This window comes from Micromonospora sp. WMMC250 (assembly GCF_027460215.1).
Taxonomy (GTDB): Bacteria; Actinomycetota; Actinomycetes; order Mycobacteriales; family Micromonosporaceae; genus Micromonospora; species Micromonospora taraxaci.
In genome coordinates this window covers 830,127-846,883 of the sequence record NZ_JAPZBJ010000002.1, presented here as the reverse complement: position 1 = coordinate 846,883, position 16,757 = coordinate 830,127, and the positions used below count along the sequence as shown (strand labels likewise).

The 16,757-nt window shown below is 72.3% G+C and carries 19 protein-coding genes; 5 read left to right on the top strand and 14 right to left on the bottom strand.

Translation table 11 applies throughout. The features are described 5' to 3' along the window. Nucleotides 1-8: 8 nt before the first annotated feature. The 7 genes from O3438_RS03260 to O3438_RS03230 all read right to left on the bottom strand — a co-directional run bounded on the left by O3438_RS03260 (nucleotide 9) and on the right by O3438_RS03230 (nucleotide 5,839). Nucleotides 9-884: an alpha/beta fold hydrolase gene (locus O3438_RS03260; protein WP_269678504.1), complete on the bottom strand. Its 876-nt coding sequence runs from the start codon at nucleotides 882-884 to the stop codon at nucleotides 9-11. 89 nt (nucleotides 885-973) lie between these two features. Beyond that, nucleotides 974-1,615, bottom strand: a complete 642-nt coding sequence (locus tag O3438_RS03255; RefSeq protein WP_088989902.1) for a histidine phosphatase family protein — start codon at nucleotides 1,613-1,615, stop codon at nucleotides 974-976. Between the two features lie 33 nt (nucleotides 1,616-1,648). After that, the gene (locus O3438_RS03250; RefSeq protein ID WP_269678503.1) at nucleotides 1,649-3,103 is read right to left on the bottom strand and encodes a serine/threonine-protein kinase; all 1,455 of its coding nucleotides are present in this window, start codon (nucleotides 3,101-3,103) and stop codon (nucleotides 1,649-1,651) included. 97 nt (nucleotides 3,104-3,200) lie between these two features. Beyond that, nucleotides 3,201-3,404, bottom strand: a complete 204-nt coding sequence (locus O3438_RS03245) for a hypothetical protein (protein ID WP_269678502.1) — start codon at nucleotides 3,402-3,404, stop codon at nucleotides 3,201-3,203. A gap of 2 nt (nucleotides 3,405-3,406) precedes the next feature. Continuing rightward, entirely contained in the window at nucleotides 3,407-4,450 is a 1,044-nt protein-coding gene (locus O3438_RS03240) for a LacI family DNA-binding transcriptional regulator (RefSeq protein ID WP_269678501.1), read from the bottom strand. A gap of 121 nt (nucleotides 4,451-4,571) precedes the next feature. Then, nucleotides 4,572-5,453, bottom strand: a complete 882-nt coding sequence (locus tag O3438_RS03235; protein WP_442929699.1) for a helix-turn-helix domain-containing protein — start codon at nucleotides 5,451-5,453, stop codon at nucleotides 4,572-4,574. 146 nt (nucleotides 5,454-5,599) lie between these two features. Continuing rightward, nucleotides 5,600-5,839, bottom strand: coding sequence for a DUF397 domain-containing protein (locus O3438_RS03230; protein ID WP_074309213.1), 240 nt, complete (start codon nucleotides 5,837-5,839; stop codon nucleotides 5,600-5,602). Nucleotides 5,840-6,102: 263 nt separating this feature from the next. Here O3438_RS03230 and O3438_RS03225 point away from each other — a divergent pair, with 263 nt between their 5' ends. Then, nucleotides 6,103-6,744: a GGDEF domain-containing protein gene (locus O3438_RS03225; RefSeq protein WP_088991721.1), complete on the top strand. Its 642-nt coding sequence runs from the start codon at nucleotides 6,103-6,105 to the stop codon at nucleotides 6,742-6,744. A gap of 4 nt (nucleotides 6,745-6,748) precedes the next feature. Here O3438_RS03225 and rox read toward each other — a convergent pair whose 3' ends face one another. Beyond that, nucleotides 6,749-8,179: a rifampin monooxygenase gene (gene rox / locus O3438_RS03220; protein ID WP_269678499.1), complete on the bottom strand. Its 1,431-nt coding sequence runs from the start codon at nucleotides 8,177-8,179 to the stop codon at nucleotides 6,749-6,751. A 164-nt stretch (nucleotides 8,180-8,343) separates the two neighbouring features. Then, nucleotides 8,344-9,351, bottom strand: a complete 1,008-nt coding sequence (locus tag O3438_RS03215; protein ID WP_269678498.1) for a phosphotransferase enzyme family protein — start codon at nucleotides 9,349-9,351, stop codon at nucleotides 8,344-8,346. Between the two features lie 119 nt (nucleotides 9,352-9,470). On the opposite strand from O3438_RS03215, the gene O3438_RS03210 reads away from it, so the two are divergent. After that, nucleotides 9,471-10,121 carry a flavodoxin family protein gene (locus tag O3438_RS03210; protein ID WP_269678497.1) on the top strand — a complete coding sequence of 217 codons (651 nt, stop codon included), beginning with the start codon at nucleotides 9,471-9,473 and terminating at the stop codon, nucleotides 10,119-10,121. A gap of 263 nt (nucleotides 10,122-10,384) precedes the next feature. On the opposite strand, the gene O3438_RS03205 is transcribed toward O3438_RS03210, so the two are convergent. Next, entirely contained in the window at nucleotides 10,385-10,876 is a 492-nt protein-coding gene (locus O3438_RS03205) for a type II toxin-antitoxin system PemK/MazF family toxin (RefSeq protein ID WP_088989909.1), read from the bottom strand. Between the two features lie 50 nt (nucleotides 10,877-10,926). Here O3438_RS03205 and O3438_RS03200 point away from each other — a divergent pair, with 50 nt between their 5' ends. Further along, nucleotides 10,927-11,442, top strand: coding sequence for an NUDIX hydrolase (locus tag O3438_RS03200; RefSeq protein WP_269678496.1), 516 nt, complete (start codon nucleotides 10,927-10,929; stop codon nucleotides 11,440-11,442). Between the two features lie 26 nt (nucleotides 11,443-11,468). After that, a complete protein-coding gene (locus O3438_RS03195) occupies nucleotides 11,469-12,710 on the top strand; it encodes a hypothetical protein (RefSeq protein WP_269678495.1) in 1,242 nt (413 codons plus the stop codon). On the opposite strand, the gene O3438_RS03190 is transcribed toward O3438_RS03195, so the two are convergent. Continuing rightward, nucleotides 12,711-13,475, bottom strand: a complete 765-nt coding sequence (locus O3438_RS03190; RefSeq protein WP_269678494.1) for an SDR family oxidoreductase — start codon at nucleotides 13,473-13,475, stop codon at nucleotides 12,711-12,713. Between the two features lie 71 nt (nucleotides 13,476-13,546). On the opposite strand from O3438_RS03190, the gene O3438_RS03185 reads away from it, so the two are divergent. After that, nucleotides 13,547-14,185, top strand: a complete 639-nt coding sequence (locus O3438_RS03185; RefSeq protein WP_269678493.1) for a TetR/AcrR family transcriptional regulator — start codon at nucleotides 13,547-13,549, stop codon at nucleotides 14,183-14,185. Between the two features lie 102 nt (nucleotides 14,186-14,287). Here O3438_RS03185 and O3438_RS03180 read toward each other — a convergent pair whose 3' ends face one another. The 3 genes from O3438_RS03180 to O3438_RS03170 form a co-directional block, all read right to left on the bottom strand. Beyond that, nucleotides 14,288-15,490: an FUSC family protein gene (locus O3438_RS03180; protein WP_269678492.1), complete on the bottom strand. Its 1,203-nt coding sequence runs from the start codon at nucleotides 15,488-15,490 to the stop codon at nucleotides 14,288-14,290. A 177-nt stretch (nucleotides 15,491-15,667) separates the two neighbouring features. Next, nucleotides 15,668-16,261: a DUF2267 domain-containing protein gene (locus O3438_RS03175; protein ID WP_269678491.1), complete on the bottom strand. Its 594-nt coding sequence runs from the start codon at nucleotides 16,259-16,261 to the stop codon at nucleotides 15,668-15,670. A gap of 42 nt (nucleotides 16,262-16,303) precedes the next feature. After that, nucleotides 16,304-16,702, bottom strand: a complete 399-nt coding sequence (locus O3438_RS03170; protein WP_269678490.1) for an NUDIX hydrolase — start codon at nucleotides 16,700-16,702, stop codon at nucleotides 16,304-16,306. Nucleotides 16,703-16,757 lie beyond the last annotated feature (55 nt).

Here is a 16,757-nt window from a genome sequence, read left to right as displayed (position 1 = left end):
CAGCCCGGTCAGCCGGCGTCCAACACCTCCCGCAACCGGGCCGCGAACTCCTCCGGCTTGCCCGCGTAGCCGTGCTCTCCGCCGAGGAAGCCGCCGTGGTGACTGGGGAACACCACGGCCTGCTGGCCGAGCAGGGCCGCCAGGCCGAGGGCCGTCCGCGCGGTGTACGTCCCGGCCGACTCCTCCCCCACCGCGACGACGATCCGGGTCGGCGCCGCGGCGAGCCGGCCCGCGTCGGGCCGGTAGTCGCTGATCGCCCACGAGTTCTTCGACAGCAGCGGGTCGTCGCGGGTGCCGTCGTCATCGGTCGACATGCCGAACATCGCCGGGTCGGGCGTGGGCTGGGCGAAGTAGGCGTCGGTGAACTCGCCCTGCCAGGAGGTCATCGCGATGAACGCGGCCATGCCGGCGCCGGAGCCCTTCGCCTGGTACGCGTCGTAGAACCCGGCCCGGGCGCGTTCGGCGGCGTCGGCGTCGGGGAGCACGGCGTTGATCGGGGGTTCGTGCGCCACCAACGTCACGACGTCTCCGGGGTACGCGGCGACGAGTTCGAGTGCGGTCACCGCGCCGCCGCTGCTGGCGAACAGATCGACCGGGCCGGCACCGAGCGCCTCGACCAGCAGGTGCAGGTCGGCCGCCTGCTGCTGCGGCGTGTGGTCGATCCGGCCGTCCGTGCGGACGCTACGGCCGAGGCCACGCGGGTCGTAGGTGACGACGGTGCGGTCGGTGAAGAGCGGCGCGAGCGAGGAGAAGCCCTCCGCCGCCATCGGCTGGCCGATCATCAGCAGCACGGGGCGTCCGCCCGCCGGGGGCAGCGGGCCTCGGACGTCGTAGACCAGGTCGACGCCGGGTATCGCGAGGGTGTGCGTCTGCGTTGTCGTCATCCGGTGAGACTACGACCGGCGGGAGCAGGTGAACGGCCACGCCGTGCCGGCGACGCCAATCGGACGGCCGTCGGTCGTCGACGAACGGGTCACGCCCGGGCCCACCCGCCGGAGTCGGCGAAACGACGGAGCGTCCAGCGGGCCGGCGGCCAACCCCCCGGGTCGTGGTCGGTCGTCCACTCGGTGATCGAGGCCGGGGGCACGTCCAGGTCGAAGGCCCGGAAGACCGGCTGCGCGGCGAGCGCGTGGAACGCGCCCTCGACGGTCTCGCTGTGACCGACCAGGATCACCGTGGAACCCCGGTGCCGGTGGGCGATCTCCATGATCGCTCGACTGACACGGACCACCAGTTCGGCCCAGCTCTCGTTGCCCTCCTCGAACGGCCGGAACACACCCCCGCCGGCCACCGCGTGTTCGGTGCGGAAGCGGGCGGTCGGAAGGCCGTCGGCGTACGGGGGTGTGTGCCAGGTGCACAGGCCGCAGTCGGCCACCGGCCGGACGCCGAACGCGGTGGCGATCGGTTGCGCTGTCTCGACGGCCCTCCGCAGCACGGACGAGTAGACCGCCACGGGTCGGTCGGCGGCGACCTCGCCGGTGAGCCGCTTGGCGAGATCGTTCGCCTGCTCGTGACCGAGGGCGGTGAGGCCCCGGCAACCACGTGGTCCGCCTACGATTCCCTCGAGCTGGTGGAGCGACTCACCGTGTCGCACGAAGATCAGACGTGTCCGCATCGGGACATCATGCCAGCGGCATAGACGCAGGTATCAGTCGTCCGTACGGCCGGTGAAGATGCTGCTGGTCCGCGCGAGCAGATTGTCCAGCTGGTCGCCCGTCCGCGCTGGTAGCCGGTCGCGCTCCACCAACTCGGCGATGTGTTCCCGCAGCTCGGCGACGCGCTTGGTCCGGTCCCGGGTGTGGCGGCTCAGATCGGCGAGTTCGTCGCGCAGGTCTTCGGCGGTCTTGCGGTCGATGTCACCGCGGGCCAACGCGCCGGCGAGGATGCTGGCGAACTCGCCGGTCACCTCGCGGAAGCTGACCGGCACCTGCTGCCCACTGGTCGGGGGCGCGGTGGTGGCCGATGGTGACGGCGAGGGTGGCGGCTTCGGTGTCGGCGACTGCGTCGTGGGTCTGGGCGCCGGCGCCGAGGCCGAGGGTGCACCGGCGACGTCGGCGGGGTCGCGGGTGCCCGAGCTGGCGAACTGGCCCTCGCTGATGAGCGCGCCGACACCGATGAGCACGGCGAGGCCGGCTGCGACCAGCACGGCGAGGGGTCGGCGCGATCGGCGGCGGGCCGACACGGCGGGCACCGGGGCGGGGCGGGCAGCCGAGCGGTCGATCAGGGTTGGCGGGTGGGCTGTCGGCCTGACGCGCAGCATCTCGGTGGGCGGCTCGACCGGCTGGCCCGCGCCGAAGCGACGGGACAGGTGCGCGGCGCTCGGCCGGTCGGCCGGATTGGCCGCCAGGCAGGCGACGGTCAGCTCGGCGACGTCGGCGGGGAGGCCGGGCACCCGCAGCGGCGGCACCGGAGTGCCGCGCCGGTGCACCTCCAGAGCGTCCTCCCAGCTCTGCACGGGCAGGGGAGCCTGGCCGGTGAGGGTGCGGTAGAGCAGCGCGCCGAGGGCGTACACGTCGCTGGCCGGGTCGGGCGGGCCAGCTCTCAACCGCTCCGGGGCGAAGTAGGCGGGTGTGCCCATCAGCGGTTCGCCGGACTGGCCGTCGAGCCCGCCGAGCGCGGCGATGCCGAAGTCGAGCACCTTGGCCCCGGTGTCGGTGAGCATGACGTTGCCGGGCTTGACGTCGCGGTGCACGACGCCGATGCGGTGCGCGGCAGCCAGCGCGGCGGCGATCTGCCCGGCCACCCGCACCGCCTCCGGCCAGGGCATCGGGCCGTTGCGTAGCCGGTCGGCCAGGTTGTGGCCCTCGACCAGTTCCATCACCAGGTACGGGACCACAGCGCCGCTGGCCAGGGTCGCCTCGGCGTAGTCGTACACCTGCGTGACGTGGGGGTGGGTCAGCCGGGCGGCCGCGCGGGCCTCGCGTTGGATCGTGGCCCGCAGTTGCGGGTCGGTGGCGAACTGCCCGGCGAGGACCTTGATCGCAACCGGTCGGCCGAGCACGTCGTCGTCGGCCCGCCACACCTCGGACATGCCGCCGAGACCGATCCGCTCGTGCAGTACGTAGCGGTCGTGGAGACGGAGAGTGGGCGAGAAAGGCGACATGGCTTCACCATTCTGCCTGGCCGAGCCCCCCTCGACCACCCTCCGTGCCCGAGCCCACACTGTTCGTCCCGTGCGTGCCCGAATGAGTGCGAAGGGGTCAGGAGCAGCGCGGGGTGGCCGGCAGGGGTCGCGGCTGGATGCGGTCGGCGAGCCGACGCAGGGCGACGGCGGCAGCCTGCCGAGTCGGGTCGAGTGGGGCCCGGCGGACCCGCTCGACCTGGACCGGGGCGTCCGGTCGGGCCGAGTTGACGTGTCGGTTCATCGCGTCGAGGGCGGTGATGTATCCGGTGGGAAGTTCCATGGTCAACTCCTCGGGACAGGTCCGGTGGAGTCCCGGACGATGAGTGAGGTCGGCAGCAACACGTGACCGTCCGCCGTGTTCGCGGGCGGGTCGAGCAGCAGTTCGGCGGCGATGCGCCCCTTCTCCTCGGCCGGCTGCCGGACGGTGGTGAGGCCGGCCGCGGCGGCCTCGGGAACGTCGTCGAAACCGGTCACCGAGACGGGTGGACGGTCACCGGCCGGCCGGGCGGCCAGGGCGTCCAGCACACCGAGTGCGAGGACGTCGGAGCCGGCCAGCACGGCGGTCGGGGGGTCGGGTTGGTCGAACAGTCCGGCGACGGCCGCGGCGGCGGCCTGGCGACTGTTGCCCGGAGCGTTGACCACTGTCAGCTCGGCCCAGTCGACGCCGACCTCGGCGAACGCGTCGGCGAAACCGGTGAGCCGGCCCCGGGTGGTGGGGTGTGGAACCTGCTCCACCCCGGCCACTGTGAGCGGGCCGGTCGGGGCGTCCGATAGCACCGAGTCGGCGAGCAGCGCCACGCGGCGGTGACCGAGGCTCGCCACGTGCGCGGCGGCGCCGTATGCGGCGGCCCGTTCGTCGATACCGACGTACCGCTCGTCGGGGCCGGCGTCGTCCCGGGCTGCTGTGCTGACGAACGGCAGCCCTCGTGCGCGGATCACGTCCAGCGCCCATTCCTCGTCGGCGACGCAGTAGACGCAGAACCCGTCGACGGCCGCGTTCTCGACCGCCCGCCGGGCGTCGGTGACCGCCGTGGGCAGCGGCACCAACAACATGCTGGTGCTGTGCCGCTCGGCCGCCTCGCCGACCCCGGCGAGGAAGCGGACGGCGAACGGGTCGGTGAAGGCGTACGACAACTGTGAGGTGAACAGCACGCCGATCGACCCGACGAAGCCGCGGCGCAGGGAACGCGCGGTCGGGTTGGGACCGGGGTAGCCGAGTTGGCGTGCGGCGTCCAGGATTCTCCCGCGCAGGCTGGCGGAGAGCTGGTCGGGGCGACTGTAGGCGTTGGACACGGTGCTGCGGGAGACGCCGACGGCGTCGGCCACGGCTTGCAGTGTTGGCTTCACCGGCACCTCTCTGGATCGATTCAGTCTGTATCGATCCAGAGATTAGCCCGACCAGTTGGCGTCGGTCAATACCATGCGTTCGGAGTCGCCCGCGCCGCGATCAGGCCGGGTAGAGGTCGTCCAACAGACGGCCGAGGATGTCCGGGGTACGCTCCGGCGGCTCGGCCTCGACGCAGAGCCGCTCCATGGCCACCGCGTAGTAGTCCAGGTCGTCACGCTTGTCGAGGTAGAGGGCGCTGGTGAGCTGCTCGATGTAGACGATGTCGGGCAACTCCTGGTCGCCGAAGCGCAGGATGGTGAAGGCGCCCCCGGCGGCGGCGTGGCCGCCGGCGGCGAACGGGATGACCTGGAGCCGGATGTTGGGCGACTTGGTCGCCTCGATGAGTGCGGTCAGCTGGCCGCGCATGACGGCGGGGCCGCCGATCGGACGCCGTAGCGCGGCCTCGTCCACCACGGCCCAGAGCTGCGGCGGATTGTCCCGGTGGAGCAACTGCTGCCGCTGCATACGCAGGGCGACCCGTCGGTCGATCTCGGCCGGATCGGCCGCGCCGTGCCCGAGCAGCACGACCGCCCGGGCATAGTCCCCGGTCTGCAACAGACCGGGCACGAACTGCACCTCGTAGCTACGGATCAACGCGGCAGCCGCCTCCAGGCCCAGGTACGACTGGAACCAGGTCGGCAGCACGTCACCGTAGCGGTGCCACCAGCCGGGGCTGTTGGCGTCCCGGGCGAGTTTCAGCAGCGCCTCGCGCTCGTGCTCCTCGGTGACCCCGTAGAGGGTCAACAGGTCGGAGACGTCGCGCTCCTTGAAGCCGACCCGACCCAGCTCCATCCGGCTGATCTTCGATTCAGAGGAACGGATCTCCCAGCCGGCACCCTCGCGGGTCACCCCACTGGTCTCCCGCAGCCGACGCAACTGGGCACCGAGCAGCATGCGCAGCACGGTCGGCCCGGTTGTCGGGCCACCCTCGGCGGGAACCATCGTCACGTGCGGACCTCCGGACACCGACCCACGCGGCCGGGTACCTGGCCCGGCCGACGTGTAAGCATGCCATGGACCGACAGTGAGGTGAACTCCTCCGCGCCGGTGATTCAGTCCCGTCGCCGGGACGACCCCACCCGGGACGGTCAGTTGATCAGATGGTCGAAGTCCCCGTCCCGCGCGCCGAGAACGAAAGCGGCGATCTCGTCCACTGTGTAGATCAGCGCCGGCCCCTCCGGGTGCCGCGAGTTGCGAACCGCGATGCCCGCTCCCCCGGGCAGTTCGGCGAGTTCGACGCAGTTGCCGCTGGGGTTGCTTCGGCGGCTCTTCTGCCAGCTCAGTGGGGGCAACTGATGGATCGGTACGCCATTGGGTGGCTGCTGCATGGAGGCGTCTTTCTGCTCACGAGCCCGCCGGTGGCCGTGGGAGGAGCGGTGACGGCGAGGGGGTGCGGTATCGACATCGGACGGTTCTGCACGTGCATCTGCTATTGCATATGCACCGGACGGCGAGCATGATAACGCACATGATCGGTGTGCATCCGTTCACGTTGAGTCACACCACAGGGGCAACCAGCAGGTAAAACTGGCCCGACGCGGCGCACCGCGTCGACCGAAGGGGTAAGGCGGTCGCGGCGATGGGAGGGTTCGTGCCGGATCCGATGAGTGTCGCCTCCGGCATCTGCGCGGCCGGCGCGCTTCTCTCTTCCTGGCAACTACGCCGCCGGGCGGTGCGCGCCGAGGCCGAGATCGAGCACCTCCAGGCCGAGCTCGCCGCCGAACGCCACGCCGCCAGCCACGACGCCCTCACCGGGCTGCCCAACCGACGCGCCTTCTACCGCCTGGCTGCCGCCCTGCTCACCGACGCGGCCGGCCAGCCGTTGATCGCCGTGGTGCTGGATCTCGACGACTTCAAGCAGATCAACGACCGGTACGGGCACGCCGCCGGCGACCAGGTGCTGATCAGTGTTGCCGAACGGCTCGCCGGCTTCGCCGGGGACAATCTCGTCGCCCGCCTCGGCGGGGACGAGTTCGCCGGATTGCTCGCCAGCCCGACCGTCGACCGGCGTTGGATCGAGCACTCCACCCGCCGTCTCGCCGAGACCGTCGCCGCGCCGATCCGACTGAGCGGGTGCAGCGTCCGGGTCACCGCCTCCGTCGGGCTCGCCCCGGTGACCGGCCCGGCCCAGCTCACCGAGGCGCTCAGCCGCGCCGACGCCGCCATGTACCAGGCGAAGAGCCTCGGCGGCGCCCGCTCACCCCGGCAACTGGTCGACAGCACCGAGCGCTGACGGTTCACCCGACGGGCGCACCGAACCATCTGGGCAACAGGCCGAGCAGGTCCGTCTGATCGTCGCCCACCCACGCCACGTGGCCGTCCGGCCGCAGCAGCACGGCGGGCACGTCCAGCTCGTCGCTGACGTCGACGACGTGGTCGACCCGATCCGCCCACCCGGTGACGGAGAGCCGGCCGGTCTGGTCGAGCAGCAGACCTCGGCCACCACGCATCAGCTCGTAGAGGCGACCGTTGTGCTTCAGCCGTACGTCGCGCAGGTGCCGACCGAGCAGCTCGTGGCCCGGACCGACGTCGTACCGGACCCCGATCGCGGTGATCTTCTCGATCAGGAAGCGGTTGACCTCCTCGAAGTCCAGCAGCTCCGACAACAGGTGGCGCACCGCCCGGGGCCCCGGCTCCGGCGACAGCAACACCATCTGCGCGCGGGTGTTGGTCAGCACGTCGGCAGCCACCGGGTGCCGCTCGGCGTGGTAGCTGTCCAACAGCCCTTCCGGCGCCCAGCCGTTCACCGCGGCGGCCAGTTTCCAGCCGAGGTTGAACGCGTCCTGGATGCCCAGGTTGAGCCCCTGCCCACCGGTCGGTGGGTGGATGTGCGCAGCGTCGCCGGCCAGGAACACGCGGCCGGTCCGGTAGCGCTCGGCAAGCCGGGTGGCGTCGCCGAAGCGGGACAGCCAGCGTGGTGAGTGGACGCCGAAGTCGGTGCCCGCGTACACCCGGAGTTGCTCTTTGAACTCCTCGATGGTCGGCGGGACGGACCGGTCCTCGGCCACCCCCTCGGCGGGGACGAGGACGCGGTAGACCCCGTCGCCGAGCGGTCCGAGACCGAAGCGAAGGTGGGTCTTGCGGACCTCGGCCACCACGTCGGCGACCGTTTGCGGCGCCACGCCCACCTCCATCTCGCCGAGCAGTGACTCGACCTCGCTGGGCTCGCCGGGAAAGCCGACGCCGAGCAGTTTGCGGACGGTGCTGCGACCGCCGTCGCAGCCGACGAGGTACCGCGATCGCACCCGCGTGCCGTCGTCGAGTTCCACCGTCACCCCGTGCTCGTCCTGGCTGAGGCCGGTCAGTTCGCAGCCCCGCCGGATCTCGACGCCGACCTCGCCGGCGTGCTCGGCCAGCAGCCGGTCGGTGGTGGTCTGCGGAATGCCGAGGACGTAGGCGTGTGCGGTGTCCAGCCCGCCCGGCGACGGTTTGGGAATGGCGGCGAAGAAGCCACCGACCGGGTGCTGCTGGCCGAGCGCGAGGAACCGCTCCAGCAGACCGCGCTGGTCCATCACCTCGATGCTGCGCGCGTGCAGGCCGAGAGAGCGGACGAACGGGGTCGGCTCCCTGTCCTTCTCCACCACGAGCACCTGCACGTCGTGCAGTCGCAGCTCGGCGGCCAGCATCAGGCCGGTCGGTCCACCGCCGGCAATAATCACATCGATCATGAAATCCCCCGATTTTCCCAGGTTTGGGCTTCGGCAGGAGATTCTGCAACACACCCCGGGTCTTGCGGCAAGGCCCGGGGTGCGATATATGTTGGAGGTGGCAAGGAGTGCGTGACCTCCTTGTCCTTCTTGTTTTCCGGCCCTCGGACGGACGCGGTCCCCGCTCAGCTCCGCCGGTCGAGGTCGCGCAACGCCATGTCGGCGAGAGTGACCAGACCGACGTCGGACACCAACCCCCGCACGATCCGCGCCGCACGATCACGGTCGGTCGCCTCGGCGTCCGGATCCAACGCCTGCCGGGTCCAGTCGGACAGGTCGTCCAGCGCGCGGACCGCGAGGAACCAGGCCAGACGGGCCCTGTCGATGTGGACCGGGCCGTACCCGTCGAGGGCGGCCTCCTGCGCAGAGGCGCTGACCGGGGCGAACGCGAGCACCCCGCCGACGACGAACATCAGGTCACACTCGGGCGGCGCGAGCACCGCGTCGTCCCAGTCGACCAACCAGACCTGCCCGTCCGCGCCGAGCAGCAGGTTTCCCAGGTGCGGGTCGCCGTGGCAGACCACGTCCGGGCCGAGGCGGGCCCGGCGGTCGACGGCGAGACGTTCGACGCCCCTGACCAGAACGTCCATGCGGTCGGCCACCGCGGACCACTCCCGGGCCAGCTCCGCGGCGAGCGGCCCGGCCGGGTCGCGCAGCCGCTCGGCCACCGCGCGGGTCGAGGCCACGATCGAGGGGTACGCCGCGCCGCCCGCCGGCAACAGTCGCCGCAACTCCCCGGTCACCGGCACCGCGTGCACGGCCGCCAGCACCTCGCCGTACGCGCGCCAGTGCGCGTCGGTCATCGGGCCGTCGAGGGCCCGCTGGTCGGAGACCCACGGCACCACCGAGAGGCGACACCCGTCGTGGTCGACGGCCAGCCCACCGTCCCGGGTCCGCAGCGGCGCGGCGATCCCCGGCACCCCCTGATCGGCCAGGTACGCCGTGACGACCAGACCGGCGGCGGTGCCACCGCCGCTCAGTTTGACCGCGTACCGCCCACCGTCGAGAGTTGTGGCCAGCCACAGGCGGGCGTGCTGGTCCGCCCCGTGGGTCACCGGCTCCAGCGCGGAGATGTTGAGGCCGAAGTCTGCCCGGACCTGCTCGGCCACCCGCCGCGGGACGTCCTCGATCATCGGGTCACCATGCCACCGACCGGCGGACCCGCCCAGCGCATTAATCGTGCGGAGGTGTCCCGGGACGGCGTCGGGGTATGCGGAAAGGCAACCTCACTCGACGGCCGAAGGGAATCGACGTGGCGAGCATCCGCGCCCTCGTACTCAACTGCACCCTCAAGCCGTCGCCCGCGCCGTCCAGTGCCGAGCAACTCGGCCGGGAGGTGCTCGCCGAGTTGGCCGCGCAGGGCGTGGAGGGCGAACTGATCCGGGTCGTCGACCACGACGTGCGCTTCGGGGTGTCCACCGACGAGGGCGACGGCGACGGATGGCCGGCGATCCGCGCCAAGCTGCTGGCGGCCCAGGTGCTCGTCATCGCCACACCGATCTGGCTCGGCCAGCCGTCGAGCGTCTGCAAGATGGTCCTCGAACGGCTCGACGCCGAACTCTCCGAGACCGACGACGAGGGCCGGCTCCTGACCTACGGCAAGGTCGCCGGTGTGGCCGTCGTCGGCAACGAGGACGGCGCGCACCACACGATCGGCCAGGTGCAGCAGGCACTCAACGAGGTCGGGTTCACCCTCGCGGCCGCCGCCGCCACCTACTGGGTCGGCGAGGCGCTGCACACTGTGGACTACCGCGACGCCGGCCCGAAACCGGACACCACCGGCCGCACCACCAAGGCACTGGCGCTCAACAGCGCACACCTCGCCCGACTGCTCGGCGAGCAGCCGTACCCGCCGCCGGACGCGCGCAGCGCCGCGGTCGGCCCGAGTCGCGAAGCTGCCTGACCGACCGCAGCCGCCGCCCGGCCTGACCCGTGGCACCTATCTGTTGCCCTGTAGAGCTGCCCCATCGGTGGGGCAGCTCTGTGCTCAGCCCGGCGCCCGGCGCCCGGCCAACGCCAGCCCCGCCCTGCCCCCGGCCCCGCCCTGCCCCCCGCCCCGCCCCTGCCCCACATCTGGGGCAGCTCTACAGGGCGCGCGGTCAGCCTCGCTCCCCGACCGGTGCGCGGATCAGCTGCCAGCCGCTTCGCCAGCGGCCAGCGCGAGGCTCAACGCCAGCCGTAGCCGGCGCGCAGCGCCTGCCCGACCCGGTCGAACCGAGGCCGGTCCAGTACGGCGCCCTCGCGGCGGATGCTGTCCTCGCGCATGGTGAGCACCCGGTCCAACCGAACCCAGCTCGGCCGGTTGTCCCGGTCCCACTCGCCCGGCCCGAGCGCGAACCAGTGGCGCTGCCCGTCGCGCTCACTCTGGCTGGACAACATCAGCCCGAACAGCGTCCGGCTGTGCCGCCCGACGACCAGCACCGGCCGGTCCTTGCCCTGCCGGGGGTCGTCCTCGTACGGCACCCACGTCCAGACGATCTCACCCGGGTCGGCCTGCCCGTCGCGCTCCGGGGCGTAGGTCAGCTCCCGGCGCTGCAACGCGCTCACCTGACGGCGGCGCGCCACCTGTGCGGGGGCGGGCCCGCTGCGTCGGGGCGACGGGATCACCGCGCCCACCCGGGAGATGCGAGCCGCGACATTCCTCAACAGACCAGCCACGGCGGGCAGCCTACCCGCCGCGCGAGCGGCCGGTGCGAGAGACTGGCCCGATGAACGAGGTGCCCCGCGACCTGCCGATCCTGGAGCGACGCGCGGTGCGGGTGGTGGTCACGGACAGCACCGACCGGGTGTTGCTGTTCCACACCCGCGACCCCGACCATCCCCGGCTGGGCACCTGGTGGGAACTGCCGGGCGGTGGCATGGATCCCGGGGAGACCTATCGCGACACCGCCGTACGGGAGCTGCGCGAGGAGACCGGCATCGTGGTCGCCGCCGACCAGGTCGGTTCGCCGACCTGGCGTCGCCGGGCTACTTTCCTGCACCGCCAGGTACGGCACGTGCAGGACGAGGTGGTCGTCACCGTACGGCTGGGGGGCCCCGGTCCCGACGTGGACGAGACACACCGGCTCGACTACGAGCGGGAGGACTACTTCGGGTTCCGCTGGTGGCCGCTGCACGAGGTGGTCGCCAGCACGCTGCGGTTCTATCCCGGGCACCTTCCCCGGCTGATCACCCCCTTCCTCGACGGCGAGGAGATCGACGAGCCGTTCGAGCTGTGGTCGTGAACCGGGCCGGCGGGCAGAGTGGGGGCATGACGACTGATCTGCACGGGCCGCTGTCCGCGTACGCCGCACGGTTGCACGCCACGGCGGGCGACGCGCACCACGTCGCCTCTCCGCTCGGCGCCTGGCTACTGCTCGCGGTCTGCGCCGCGACTGCCGCCGACGACGACCCGGCCGCCGAGGATCTGGCCCGCGCTCTGGGCACCGACCTGGCCGGTGCCGCCGAGGCCGCCCGCGCGCTGCTGGATTCGCCGCACCCGCTGGTCAGGTCCGCCACCGCGCTCTGGCAACGGTCGGGGCGGAGCGACGTCGGGGCGGGCGGGTGGCGGGCCGCGCTGCCCCGGAGCACCGAGGTCGGCGTGCTGCCCGATCAGGCCGGCCTGGACGCGTGGGCGCGTGCGCACACCGACGGTCTGATCGAGACGTTTCCGTTGACGGTCGACCCGGACGTGGTCTTCGCCCTGGCCAGCGCGCTGGCCACCCGGGTGTCCTGGGCGACCCCGTTCGACGTGGCCGACGCCCGCGACCTCGGTGCCGGCAGCCCCTGGGCGGGACAGCTTCGGCGGGCGCTGCGCAGCCCGAGCCACGGCCACCGGTGCGCCATCGTGTCGACCACGCGCGCCGGTGACGTGATCGTGCACGCCGCCCCGGCCCAGACGACCGACGGAGCGGGGCTGGTGGTCCTCTCGGTGGCCGCCGCGCCGCAGGTGTCGCCGGCCGAGGTGCTGGCCGTCGCGTACGACCTCGGTGCCGGCGCGGCCGACAGCGCGCCGCCGGCGGGCGCCCGCTCGCTGTTCGACCTGCCCCTCGGCAACGCTCCGCTCTGGACGGTGCGCGAGGAGCGGGTGCGGACCCAGGCCCGCGACGGCCGCGAGGAGCGGCACCACGCCGTACTCCCCTGCTGGTCGGCCCGTAGCGACCACGACCTGGTTGCTCCGACGCTCGGCTTCCCGGCCGCGACCGCGACGCTGGCGAAGGCGCTGGCGACCCCTGTGGAGGGCTTCGAGGCCCGGCAGTCGGCGGTGGCCCGCTTCGACAGGTACGGCTTCGAGGCGGCGGCGGTGACCGGCATGTTCGCGCGGACCAGCCTGCCGCCCGAGGGCGTCGCACGCACGGCCGAGCTGCGCTTCGGCCACCCGTACGCGGTGGTGGCCGTCGCCACGGACACCCGGGTCGGCGGTGTCACCGGGCCGTGGCACGGGCTGCCGGTCTTCTCCGCCTGGATCAGCGAGCCGGACGACCTATCCAAGGCGGACGCCGCCGAGCGGTGATCAGAAGCGTGGCCCGAGGAACAGGCCGCCGCTCGCGTCGATGACCTGGCCGGTGACCCAGCGGGCGGCGTCGGAGGCGAGGAAGGCGACCACCTCGGCGACGTCGTCGGGTGCTCCCAACCGGTTCAGGGCTGTCGTCGCGGCGATGAGGTCGGCGAGGCCCGGCGCTTCGAAGGTCGGCCCGTTGGTCGCCGTGCGGGTGGCGCCGGGGGCGACCGCGTTGACGGTGATCCCCCGGACCCCGACCTGGTTGGCCAAGGTCATGCTCATCGTCTCGACCGCGCCCTTCGTCATGGCGAAGGACGTCTGCGTGGTGTTGGCCATCCGGGTCGCCACCGACGAGATCGTGATGATGCGTCCACCGTCGCGCAGCAGAGGCAACGCTCGCTGGCAGATGAAGTACGGCGCTCGCACGTTCACCGCGAAGAGGTGGTCGAACTGCGCCCGCGTCGTGACGCCGAGCGGGCCGGCCGGTGCGGTGGCCGCGTTGTTGACGAGGATGTCGAGTGGACGCCCGGCCAGGGCGGTCTCCACTGCCGCGAAGAGGGTCTCGACGTCGTCGTCCACGCCCAGTTCCGCGCCTACGGCGAGCGCGGTTCCGCCGGCGCGCTCGATCTCACCGACCGTCGCCATCGCACCGTCCTCGTCGGTGCCGAAGTGGACGATGACCATCGCGCCGCTCGCCGCCAGGCGGACCGCGATCGCCTGGCCGACGCCGCGCGACGCGCCGGTCACCAGAGCCGTTGTGCCGGTCAGATCGCCCATGTCAACCACCTCACGAATACGTTAGTCGCTACCAATCTGGTAGTGACTACCACTGAGGTAGTGTCTATCACATGCCCGATCAGCAGTCGACCCTGCGCGCTCACCGCCGAGCCGAGACGCAACGCGCGATCCAGGCGCACGCGGTGCGACTGTTCACCGAACGCGGGTACGACGCCACCACCGTGAACGACGTCGCCGAGGCCGCTGGGGTGTCCCCGATGACCGTCTATCGGCACTTCCCCACGAAGGAGGACCTCGTCCTCATCGACCAGCACGCCCAACTCGTCGCGGACCGGATCGCCGCGTCACCCGCCACCCAGCCCCTGGTACGACGCATCGGCGGCGCGCTGATCGAATCGACGACGACACTGACCGGCGGCCACGGCGGAAGCGGTCTCTCCGCGAGCGGGCAGTTCCTGCTCGCCCGACTCCGGCTCATGATCTCGACGCCGGCCCTGCGGGCCAAGCACCTGGACAACACGTACGCGCTCCAGCAGGCCATCGTCACCGCGCTCGGGGACGACACCACCGATCCCGACGCCGCGTTCCACGCCCACGCGGCGGCGAGCGCCTGCCTGGCCGTCATGCACACGGCGCTCGTGCGGTGGGCCGAGGACGACGGACGAAGCGAGCTGCCCGACCTGATCGCGAGGGCCCTCACCGCCGCCTTCGGCGACGACACCCTCACGGACCGGCCGGGCACGCGCTGAGCCGCCGGCCGGGCACGCGCTGAGCCGCCGGCCGGGCACGCGCTGAGCCGCCGGCCGGGCACGCGCTGAGCCGCCAGCCTCACCCGCCCGGAGCCGCCGGCCTCACGCGCCCGGGTGCAGAGAGGCTTCGCCGTCCTGCACCGCCCTGCGCACCTCGTCGTTAGCTGACGTCGCGTCGTACCCGATCGCACGGAGGAGGTCGCTGGCAGCGGTACGCAGCTGGGTCACCACGGCGTCGCCGAACTCGTCGACGCCCTGGGCGCGGGCACGGCCCGCCCGGAAGACGGCGTCGCGTACCGCCCGGTGGGTCCTCTCGGTCGGACGGCCGGCGCGATGCTCGCGGCGCAGCAGTTCGACCGCGTCGGCGAGCCGTCCGACGCTGGCGGACAGCTCTGGGGGAATACGCTCGCGGTACTGCAGTGCCATCGCCGATCGGCGGGCGACCCCACGGCTGTGTTCGATGACGCGTTCGACCTGCTGACTCGCCCGCGCGAACCGCTCCACATCCTGCCGGCGCAACCACCGGGCAGGGGCCAGGCCCACCACCTCTTCGGCACCGCTGAGCGCCTGGTGCATCCGGTCCAACGCGGGACCCATGTCGCGAAGGAGATCGAGGGCGCGAATCGCCCGCGGCTGGTCCCCCGTCGTCAGTGCGCCGGACACCTCCCGGAGCTGACCGGCGAGCCGCTGGTAGATCGGCGCCGCGTCCCGGTCGAGGATCCGCATCGGGTTCAACGGCACCAGCAACGCGACCACCACGAGGCCCACCGCGCCGCCGACCATCGCCTCGACGATCCGCGGCCATTCGAGGTCGTTCTGTGCCGGGGCGAGGGTCGCGAGCAGCACCGCCGTACCGCCGGCCTGGCCGACGGCAGCACCGCTGCGCCCGAACAGCACGAGCGTCGCGAGGACGGCAAACCCGACGACGAATCCGGTCTGCCAGAACCCGGTGCCCAGAAAGCTCAACAGGAGGTCGGTGGTGGCGATGCCGAGGCCGACACCGAGCAGCAGTTCGATGGTCCGGTGGGCGCGTTGGCCCAGCGCGGCGACGATCGTGCCCACCGCGGCGGAGGGGGCGAAGATCGGTGCGGGGTTGCCCAGCAGGTCGTGCCCGATCGACCAGGCCAGTGCCGCGGCCAGCCCGGCCTGTACCGAGATGACCAGGGCGGCCTCCAACTGGTTGAGCCGTAGTCGGCCCGCCCGGCCGCCGCGACTGCCGATCTGCGCGACGGCCGTCTTGACGCGTTTCACCGCACCACGCCGGGCGCGGCTGATGCCGTGTCGGCGGCGATCGTCAGGATCCACCGAGCACTCGTACCACGCCGAAACCCGGTCAGTCCGGCCAATCACGACACCGGCGCCCTTCCCCGGGTGGGTGATCGACTCAGGTTCCAGGAAGGTGGGGTGTCCTGCTCACGACGATGCGGCGGTTTCAAGGAACACGAGTTGATCAGGCCGAGCTCGACCGCACACGGGCCGCCGTCAGGGCCCGTACCGCCTGGGTGCCGGCCCGCCGTCGTCGCGCGGCAGTCGCGCCACCATCTCCCGGAACTCCCGTACGGTCATCGTCTCGCGCAACGTCGCGAAGACGGCTCCGGTTCCGGCCCGGGCGGCCGCCGGATCCACCCCGGCACGCTGTTCCACCAGGCGGAGAAACTCCGCCGGCCCGGCGTTCGTTCGCGGTGGACCCGCACCGCTGCCACCGACGTGCAGACTCACCCCGGTGTTCAACCCATCCGGGCCGTCGACCCCAGGCCCACCCCGGGCAGGGCCACTGGTCCCGGCTGCCTCCGGGACCGGACCACCCGCCCCGTCCGGGACCGGACCACCGGCCCCAGCCAGGGCAGGACCGTCAGGCACATCCGGAACCGGGCCGCCGGGGCCGGCCGGGCCGGTCAGATAACCGCCCACGTTGTTCGGAAGGTGGGTCACGAGGTCGTCGGGCGCGCCACCGGTCACCCGTTCGGCCATCGTCTGGAGGACGGCGCGGGCGAGCGCGGCGGCCTGCTCGGTCGGCAGGCCGGACCGACGGGACACCGCGTCGATGAAGTACGGAAAGCCGTCGCCGTCGGTCACGTCCGGGCGGTTACCCCCGGCCGGCGTCGACAAACTGCGCCCTCAGCGCAGCAGGTCCCCCGCCAGGAGGTGGTCGAAGATGATCTGGTCGACGGCCGAGGTGCGGTGCCGGTCGGCGTACCCCAGCCAGGCCATCTCGGCGATCTCGCTCGCCGGCTGCAACTGTCCCCGATATCCGGCGCGGTAGCAGGTCATGCGTACGGTGATGCCGGCCGCGTGACTGTGCGCCTGAGCGGTGAAGGTGCCGATGTGCACCGCTCCGCGCACGTCCACGTCGACGCTCAACTCCTCCTGGACCTCCCGGCGCAGGGTCTCCAGGTCGGTCTCGCCCGGCTCGCGCTTGCCGCCGGGCAGATACCAGACGTCCTTGCCCTCCGACCGGGTGCTCAGCACCCGTCCGTCCTCGATGAGGATCCAGGCCACCTTGTCGATCTCGCGCACGATGTTCCTTCCGGCCGGCGGACCGGGCACGCTACCACCCGTAGCCGGAGCGGAC

Bases quoted from the DNA above. Each gene is read 5' to 3' on its own strand.
- O3438_RS03260 (WP_269678504.1), bottom strand. From the start codon at position 884: ATGACGACAACGCAGACGCACACCCTCGCGATACCCGGCGTCGACCTG.
- O3438_RS03255 (WP_088989902.1), bottom strand. From the start codon at position 1,615: ATGCGGACACGTCTGATCTTCGTGCGACACGGTGAGTCGCTCCACCAG.
- O3438_RS03250 (WP_269678503.1), bottom strand. From the start codon at position 3,103: ATGTCGCCTTTCTCGCCCACTCTCCGTCTCCACGACCGCTACGTACTG.
- O3438_RS03245 (WP_269678502.1), bottom strand. From the start codon at position 3,404: ATGGAACTTCCCACCGGATACATCACCGCCCTCGACGCGATGAACCGA.
- O3438_RS03235 (WP_442929699.1), bottom strand. From the start codon at position 5,453: ATGGTTCCCGCCGAGGGTGGCCCGACAACCGGGCCGACCGTGCTGCGC.
- O3438_RS03230 (WP_074309213.1), bottom strand. From the start codon at position 5,839: ATGCAGCAGCCACCCAATGGCGTACCGATCCATCAGTTGCCCCCACTG.
- rox (WP_269678499.1), bottom strand. From the start codon at position 8,179: ATGATCGATGTGATTATTGCCGGCGGTGGACCGACCGGCCTGATGCTG.
- O3438_RS03215 (WP_269678498.1), bottom strand. From the start codon at position 9,351: ATGATCGAGGACGTCCCGCGGCGGGTGGCCGAGCAGGTCCGGGCAGAC.
- O3438_RS03200 (WP_269678496.1), top strand. From the start codon at position 10,927: ATGAACGAGGTGCCCCGCGACCTGCCGATCCTGGAGCGACGCGCGGTG.
- O3438_RS03195 (WP_269678495.1), top strand. From the start codon at position 11,469: ATGACGACTGATCTGCACGGGCCGCTGTCCGCGTACGCCGCACGGTTG.
- O3438_RS03190 (WP_269678494.1), bottom strand. From the start codon at position 13,475: ATGGGCGATCTGACCGGCACAACGGCTCTGGTGACCGGCGCGTCGCGC.
- O3438_RS03185 (WP_269678493.1), top strand. From the start codon at position 13,547: ATGCCCGATCAGCAGTCGACCCTGCGCGCTCACCGCCGAGCCGAGACG.